6 protein-coding genes are annotated in these 5,564 nt (G+C 63.5%); 1 reads left to right on the forward strand and 5 read right to left on the reverse strand.

The features are described from left to right. From ENZ74_RS35105 to mraZ, 5 genes are all read right to left on the reverse strand, one after another. Positions 1-210: Mur ligase domain-containing protein (locus ENZ74_RS35105; RefSeq protein WP_245470954.1), on the reverse strand; the 210-nt coding region annotated here is incomplete at its 3' end. A 54-nt stretch (positions 211-264) separates the two neighbouring features. After that, entirely contained in the window at positions 265-1,974 is a 1,710-nt protein-coding gene (locus ENZ74_RS14280) for a penicillin-binding protein 2 (protein WP_013530951.1), read from the reverse strand. Then, the gene (locus ENZ74_RS14285; RefSeq protein ID WP_013530950.1) at positions 1,971-2,369 is read right to left on the reverse strand and encodes a hypothetical protein; all 399 of its coding nucleotides are present in this window, start codon (positions 2,367-2,369) and stop codon (positions 1,971-1,973) included. Before ENZ74_RS14285 ends, ENZ74_RS14280 begins: the two co-directional genes overlap by 4 nt. Before the next feature lie 4 nt (positions 2,370-2,373). Continuing rightward, a complete protein-coding gene (gene rsmH / locus ENZ74_RS14290; protein WP_027160638.1) occupies positions 2,374-3,408 on the reverse strand; it encodes a 16S rRNA (cytosine(1402)-N(4))-methyltransferase RsmH in 1,035 nt (344 codons plus the stop codon). After that, positions 3,405-3,863: a division/cell wall cluster transcriptional repressor MraZ gene (gene mraZ / locus ENZ74_RS14295; RefSeq protein ID WP_063168314.1), complete on the reverse strand. Its 459-nt coding sequence runs from the start codon at positions 3,861-3,863 to the stop codon at positions 3,405-3,407. The genes rsmH and mraZ overlap by 4 nt, the downstream gene beginning before the upstream one ends. A 410-nt stretch (positions 3,864-4,273) precedes the next feature. Between mraZ and ENZ74_RS14300 the strand changes: the two genes are divergently transcribed. Further along, positions 4,274-5,401, forward strand: a complete 1,128-nt coding sequence (locus tag ENZ74_RS14300; protein WP_013530947.1) for a cystathionine gamma-lyase — start codon at positions 4,274-4,276, stop codon at positions 5,399-5,401. Positions 5,402-5,564 lie beyond the last annotated feature (163 nt).

Raw genomic sequence — 5,564 nt, forward strand, 5'->3', positions numbered from 1 at the left:
GGTGCTGCCCTTGCCCGCCACGATCGCGGCCGCACCGCGCGCGGCGGCATCTGCGGCATAAACGGCACCGTCGGCCTTGGTTCCGGCGAGCGCAAAAAAGACAACGCCCGCTTTTACCTCGCGGGAATCCGAAGAAATCCCTGTAACCTCCAGATCGACGGAAGCTATTCCCTCGACGGGCAGGATACCGGCTAGATCTCTGAGCTTCATCGAGTCCCGTTCACCGTAACAAAATAGCGCGCTGTTGCCGGCGCGCCCTAAGAATCACTGATAGGAAACCAGCGTTGCACCATTTTCATGGCTGAAATCTGGCTTCACGCCAAGCATGGCAGCTGAACGCCTGATGATATTGCCGGCCATAACCCCAGCATTCGCGGCCGCGACATCCGTCATGCCGGGCTTTTCCGGGTGCGGGGCATCGGCAATGGTAAACACCAGATACTGCGGATCGTCCATCGGGAAGGCGGCGACGAAGGTGTTGAAATTCAAGTCCTTCGAGTAGCGGCCATTGATGACCTTCTCGGCGGTTCCGGTCTTGCCGCCAACGCGGTAGCCGGGGACTCTGGCGTTTCTGGCAGAGCCCTTTTCGGCATTGAGCGAATAGAGGTAGCGCATGCCTTCGACGGTCTTTTCGCTCACCACTCTCTTGGCGGTGGCCATCGCTTCCGCCTGCGTCCGCACCAGAAAGGTGGGGTTCATCAGGAAACCGCCATTCATCAACGCCGCGCAGCCCACAGCCGCTTGCAGCGGCGTCGTCGACACGCCATGGCCGAAGGCGATGGTGAATGAATTGACCTGTTTCCAGACCTTCGGTTCAGTCGGACGGGCAGTCTCCGGCAATTCGGTCTGCATCCTGTCCAGAATGCCAAGGCGATGCAGGAATTCGCGATGCCCCTCGATGCCGACCATCTCGGCTTCCCTGGCCGACCCGATGTTGGACGAGTAGAGGAACACCTCCGGCAACGACAGCACACGGTTCTTGCCGTGGAAATCGTGAATGGCCTGATGGCCGACCCGGATTGGATGCGAAGCATCGAAGCGGCTCGCCATCGTCGCTTTGCCGGAATCGAGCGCCATGGCTGAGGTGAAGCTCTTGAAGGTCGAACCCATCTCGTAGAGGCCCGCCGACATGCGATTCAGCCGGTCCTTGTCTTGTGCGTTGTAGGGATTGTTCGGATCAAAATCCGGCACCGAGGCCATGGCCACCACTTCGCCGGTCTTGACGTTGAGCACAACGGCGCCGGTGCCCATGGCACGATAGCGCTCCAGGCCGGCGGCGATCTCGTCGCGCACCACATGCTGCACGCGCAGATCGATCGAAAGCTTTACCGGCTTGAGATCCTTGGCAATGGCAAGGCCCGACGCCTGCAGGTCGCTCAGCCCCTGCTCGTCGACATATTTCTCCATGCCGGAGATGCCCTGGTTGTCGATGTTGGTGAGCCCAACAATGTAGGACGAGGTTTCGCCGCTCGGATAGAAGCGGCGCTTTTCGGTGCGGAAGCCGAAACCGGGAATGCCGAGCTGCATGATGTCGGACTGTTGCTTGGGCGTCAGCTGCCGCTGCAGCCAGACGAAACCGGCGCCGCTCTTCAGCTTATGGTAGGTCTGCTCATAGTCGATGTCCGGAAGCACCGTCGACAGCTTCTCGATCGCCTCGTCGGCGTCGACAATCCGGCGTGGTTCTGCAAACAGCGACGCCGTCTTGATGTCCGTGGCCAACACTTCGCCGTTGCGGTCGACGATGTCGGGCCGCGATGCCGTCACCCGGCTCTGCGGACCGCCCGACATATCGGGGGTCTGGAAGCCGAGATAGACCAGCCGCCCTGATATGGTCGAGAAGATGCCGAAGAACACCGCCATCGTCATGACGATGCGCGTCCTGCCCTTGCCGCCGGTCGCCTTGCGGGCGCCCTCGACCACGATCGATCCATCTTCACTCGTCCTGGCGCGACGTTTCAGCAGTTTACCGATCATTGGGCGATGCCTCCGGTCACCACGGGATCCCTGCCGTCCGACGGCGCCTTGCCGCCCGAACTATCAGCCATGCCGCCCTGGCGTCCCGACAAGATGTCCTGGATGTCAAGGGATTTGGCCGGCAGGTCGCCGACACCGCCGATCTGGCGGGCGCTGACCGGCTCGAGTTCGAGCTGCGACTTGTAGAGTTCGGCGAGCTTCTGCAGCCGCGACGGCTGGGTAAGCAGGCTCCAGTCGGCCTTGAGCAGGTCGATCGTGTCCTCCTCATAGCGTATCTGCGCATGGATCTTCTGCACGGCGGCCAATTGTTCCTCGGCCTCGCGCTTGGCCTTGTAGGTAAGGGCCGCGACCGCAACCATGACGGCGATCAGGACAATGTCGCTGGTACGAAACACTTAGCTACCTCTCCCCCGGCCGGTCGATACCGGGAAGCTTTGGAAGGCCGAAAATCGAAAAGTCGCTGCCGCGCGCCGGCGCCTGGGTGCGGACCGCCGCGCGCAGCCTGGCCGAACGGGCGCGCGGATTGGCCGCCACCTCGGCGTCGCCGGCCGTCACGCCGCCGCCCGCCTTGCGGAACGTCGCGGTGCGCGCATGCGCCTCGGGCAGGTGACGCGAGCCGGTCGCGACATCGGCCCGGTCTGCGATGAAACGCTTGACGATGCGGTCTTCCAGAGAATGGAAGGTGACCACGGCGAGCCGTCCGCCCGGCTTCAGAGCGCGTTCGGCCGCAAACAGGGCCTTGGCCAGTTCGCCAAGCTCGTCATTGACAAAAATGCGCAGCGCCTGGAAGACGCGCGTCGCCGGATGGATCTTGTCCTTCGGCGCCCGGCCGATATGCGTCTCGATGGCGTCGGCGAGTTCCAACGTGCGCTCGAACGGGCGCTTTTCGCGGCGCGCCTCGATCATGCGGGCAATGCGTCCGGCATGGCGCTCCTCGCCGAGGAAGCCGAAGATGCGGGCAAGATCGCCCGGCTTGAAGGAATTGACGACGTCGGCGGCGCTGAGGCCCGATTGCGCCATGCGCATGTCGAGCGGCCCGTCGGCGCGGAACGAAAACCCGCGCTCCGCCTGGTCGAGCTGCATCGAGGACACGCCGATGTCGAGCACGATCCCGTCGGCGCTCTCGACATGTTCGTCCAGCGTCGAGAACGGCGCCTGCACCAGCCGCAGCCGACCACCCGACTGCACTTCAAGATCGCGCCCGGCCGCAATGGCATCCGGATCGCGGTCGATCGCCACCACGGAGGCGCCTGTCGCCAGAATGGCCCTGGTGTAGCCGCCGGCGCCGAACGTGCCATCAATGATGAGGTCGCCCTGCGCCGGCGCCAGTGCTTCGAGCACTTCGGCAAGGAGGACCGGAATGTGGCGGGCCGATCCGCCAACGGCGTGCCCATCTACGGCGCGAGGAAGGTCATCGCCGTGGCCTGCCGTCATTCCGGTCGCTCCCCAGGCTTCGTCCCCTGCCGAAGCTGCAAAAGCCGTGCCCGCGCCTGCGCCCCATAGGCGGCAAGCCGTCCCGGCTCCCAGATCTGAAAGAAATTGCCGCGCCCGACAAAGGCCACTTCCGCCGAGATGCCGGTGTGTTCGCGAAGGAAATCGCTCATCGTGATGCGGCCGTCCTGGTCGAGTTTCAAGAAGGTTCCGTCGCCATGGCAGAAGAACGACATATCGTCCGCCGTCTGCAGGAAGGGATCCTCGAGCGCTATGCGCTGCTCGTAGCGGTCGAGCAGGTCGAGCCCGCCGACATCCATCGCCGGCAGGTCCAGGCAGCGCAGCGCATAGAGTTCCGAATAGCCGCGCTTCTGCACGACGGCACGGAAATGCCCGGGAACGGACACCCGCCCCTTCGCATCGATCCTGCTCACCGTGTTTGACAGAAACCGGTCCATTAAACGCTACAGCCGCTTGCGCCGCCGCACCCCTCTGCATCTTGTCGCACGCGCCGCCGCAGCGCGTTCCCTGCCCCGTATCAGCCTCGTCCGCACAGGCAAAAACCAGCAAACGCGCAGCCGCCGCGGCTGCCCGATTGGCGTACGCTTTACCCTGACACGGAACGAAGGCTTTGATGTCTGGATGGGATATCATGGGGCACTATGGGCGTCAACGGGAATAGGCTTCACAAACACGCGCGCCCCGACCAAAGAGAGCAGCCGTGACGACACGTCTCGTCTTTATGGTCTATTAAGCCTAACGAAGCGTTTAGAGCCGCCTGGCCCAACCGGACGCGCCTTGCCGCGAGCCGCTGCCGGGCATAGCGTCTCGCCACATCCAGCCGGTCACCAACAGGGTCTGAAATTCGATGTCTGAAACAGCAAAGTCACGCGCTGCAGCGCTTCCTCACCTGCGTCGCAGCGGGCTTGCCATGGGCGATTCCATTCCCCTGCCGCTGACCATGGCCGCCATCTTTCATGCGCCCGGCGACGCCACCGGCTTCAACCAGTACGGGCGATTCAGCAACCCGACCTGGGACGCGGTCGAGCATATGCTGGCCCATCTGGAGGACGCGCCCTGCGTCGCATTCCCTTCCGGAATGGCGGCAATCTCGGCGGCGTTTTTTGCCGTGCTCAAGGCCGGCGACCGTATCCTGCTGCCATCGGACGGCTATCACACGACACGAGCGCTGGCCGAGCGCTTCCTCAAGCCGCTCGGCATCACCTATGATGCCAGGCCGACTTCGACCTTCCTCGATGGCGGCTTCGATGGCTATCGGCTGGCATTTGTCGAAACCCCTGCCAATCCGGGGCTGGATATCTGCGATATCGCCGCCGTTGCCGATGCTGTCCACAAAGCCGGCGCGATCCTTGTGGTCGACAACACGACCATGACCCCTCTCGGCCAACGACCGCTCGACCACGGCGCCGACATCGTCGTTGCCGCCGACACCAAGGCACCCAATGGCCATTCCGACGTGCTGTTCGGCCATGTCGCCAGTCGCAATGCCGATATCATCGCCGCCGTGACCGGCTGGCGCGAAGTTTCCGGCAGCATTCCCGGTCCGTTCGAAGCCTGGCTGGTGCACCGCGGCCTGGAGACACTGGATGTGCGCTTCGATCGCATGTGTTCCTCGGCGGAAGTCATCGCGCGGCGACTGCAGGGCCACAAGGCAATCAGCGGCCTGCGTTATCCCGGGCTTGAAGGCGACCCGTCGCACAACCTAGCCCGCGCCCAGATGGAGCGCTTCGGCTTTCTCATCTCTTTCGAACTCGCCTCGGAAGACAAAGCCGAGGACTTCATCAACAATTGTGCCCTGATGCAGGCCGCGACATCCTTCGGCGGCGTCCACACCTCCGCCGAGCGGCGCCTGAAGCGAGGCGATGCGGTCTCCGCCGGTTTCGTCCGCCTCTCGGTCGGCTGCGAGCCGGTGGAAGAGCTCTGGAAAGCGATCGAGACGTCGCTGGACGGGATCAGCGGCTCCCGGCTCGGATGAACGGCCGGACAGGCTTGAATCAACAGGCGCGCCCGAGGGCGCAACCTGCTGATTTCAAGAGATTTCTCTTGATATCGGGGGAGAGAAATTGCCAGCTGGCCTGTAAGCCGGGTTCTGTATGGCCCTCGTCCCTTGCGAGGCGAGAACGTGGCGGCCATTCATC

The organism is Mesorhizobium sp. M7A.F.Ca.CA.002.15.2.1 (genome assembly GCF_003998715.1).
Taxonomy (GTDB): Bacteria; Pseudomonadota; Alphaproteobacteria; order Rhizobiales; family Rhizobiaceae; genus Mesorhizobium; species Mesorhizobium ciceri.

What these genes read in the sequence shown, in the direction of transcription:
- ENZ74_RS14280 (WP_013530951.1), bottom strand. Translation starts at nt 1,974, where the DNA reads ATGATCGGTAAACTGCTGAAACGTCGCGCCAGGACGAGTGAAGATGGA.
- rsmH (WP_027160638.1), bottom strand. Translation starts at nt 3,408, where the DNA reads ATGACGGCAGGCCACGGCGATGACCTTCCTCGCGCCGTAGATGGGCAC.
- mraZ (WP_063168314.1), bottom strand. Translation starts at nt 3,863, where the DNA reads ATGGACCGGTTTCTGTCAAACACGGTGAGCAGGATCGATGCGAAGGGG.
- ENZ74_RS14300 (WP_013530947.1), top strand. Translation starts at nt 4,274, where the DNA reads ATGTCTGAAACAGCAAAGTCACGCGCTGCAGCGCTTCCTCACCTGCGT.